Here is a 1,513-nt window from a genome sequence, read left to right as displayed (position 1 = left end):
TACCAAGCAGCCATACTGAACATACTGTACATTATTTTCAGTATAGTCCAGCGTATCATTGACTAGAGTCATGCTCCTTGGGAGGTTGACCGGTAACTCAAGCATGGGCCACCTTGTTCTCCGCCACCTCAGCAAGCGCTTCCACAAGGGAGGGATCCCTGTCCTCAGGGATTTGTCTTTGAGCGTGGAGGCAGGGGAGATCTTCGCCCTGCTGGGGCCGTCGGGCTGCGGCAAGTCCACCACCCTCAATCTCATCGCCGGCCTGCTGGAGCCGGATCCCTTGCCCTATCCGGGGGAAATCTGGCTGGATGGGATCCCCCTCAACCCTCTGCCGCCGGAACGGCGCGGCGTGACTTTGCTGTCCCAACACAGCCGCCTGTTTCCCCACCTGAGCGTGGGGGAGAATGTCGCTTTTGGCCTGAAAATGCGGGGCATTCCCCGGACAGAGCGGGAGGCTGCCGCCTTGCGCATGCTGGAGCGGGTGCAATTGCCCGGATTGGCTCAGCGTCGGCCTAGCCAGCTTTCTGGCGGACAAGCGCAGCGGGTGGCCCTGGCGCGGGCTTTGGTGATTCGGCCCAAGGTGCTGCTGTTGGATGAACCTTTATCGGCCCTGGATGCCAACCTGCGCCAAGAGATGCAGGCTCTCATCCTGGAGCTGCAGGCGGAAACAGGGGTGACGACGGTGCTGGTTACCCACGATCAAGCAGAAGCCACAGCCATGGCCCAACGCATCGGCCTGATGTTTGAGGGGCAGCTACACCAGGTGGGATCCCCTGTGGAGTTCTATCAGCAGCCGCGCTCCGAGCGCATTGCCCGCTTTTTTGGCGGGGTCAATTTTTTCGATGCGCAGGCGGAGGGTCACCAGCTTCGCCTCAACGACGGGATCCTCTTGAAAAGCGCCGCGCCACTCCAAGGTCAGGTGCGGCTGACGGTGCGCCCGGAACAGGTGCAGGTGTTTCCCCATCCGCCCGGCTTGGCCGACAATGTTTTCTTGGCCCAGGTGATGGCGGAACGCTTTGCGGGCACCCAGCGACGGCTGACCTTGCAAGCCCCTTGGGGCAGTCTGCAGGCTTGGGTGGCTCCCCACCAAGTGTTTGCGCCGGGGCAGGCAGTGTGGATCCATTTGCCGCCAGAGGCTCTGTGGCCTGTGGGGGTTGGCGGGGATCCCTCACCCCCGGCCCTTTTCCCAAAGGAAGAGGGGAGAGTATGACTCTAGTCAATGATATGCTGGACTATACTGAAAATAACGTATAGTATGTTCAGCATGGCTGCTTAGTATGGCTAGGTATGTGAAACCGAGAGAAGCGGCGGACTATTTCGGGGTATGTCTCCACACTTTGAGGCGATGGGAACAGAAAGGTTGGATCAAGGCAATACGCACACCATCCGGTAGGGCGAGAAGGTATGACCTCGACAGCTACATCAAAACGCCAAGAAAAGTCAAACGAGTCGTTTTGTACGCCCGAGTCAGCAGCCGAGGGCAGAAGCCAGACTTGGAGAGACAGATTGCAAG

The 1,513-nt window shown here is 59.4% G+C and carries 2 protein-coding genes; both read left to right on the top strand.

Going from position 1 to position 1,513, the window contains the following annotated elements:
• The first annotated feature begins 103 nt into the window (after window positions 1-103).
• Window positions 104-1,210 (top strand): ABC transporter ATP-binding protein, encoded by a 1,107-nt coding sequence (locus NW834_RS13660; protein WP_414418848.1) that lies wholly within the window; start codon window positions 104-106, stop codon window positions 1,208-1,210.
• Between the two features lie 67 nt (window positions 1,211-1,277).
• Window positions 1,278-1,513: IS607 family transposase (locus NW834_RS13655; RefSeq protein WP_414426361.1), on the top strand; the 236-nt coding region annotated here is incomplete at its 3' end.

The organism is Synechococcus sp. R60.1 (assembly GCF_047461835.1).
GTDB lineage: Bacteria > Cyanobacteriota > Cyanobacteriia > Thermostichales > Thermostichaceae > Thermostichus.
This window is presented reverse-complemented; position numbering and strand designations above follow the sequence as displayed.

Excerpts from the sequence above, each read along its gene's own strand:
- NW834_RS13660 (WP_414418848.1), top strand. The coding sequence starts at position 104 with ATGGGCCACCTTGTTCTCCGCCACCTCAGCAAGCGCTTCCACAAGGGA.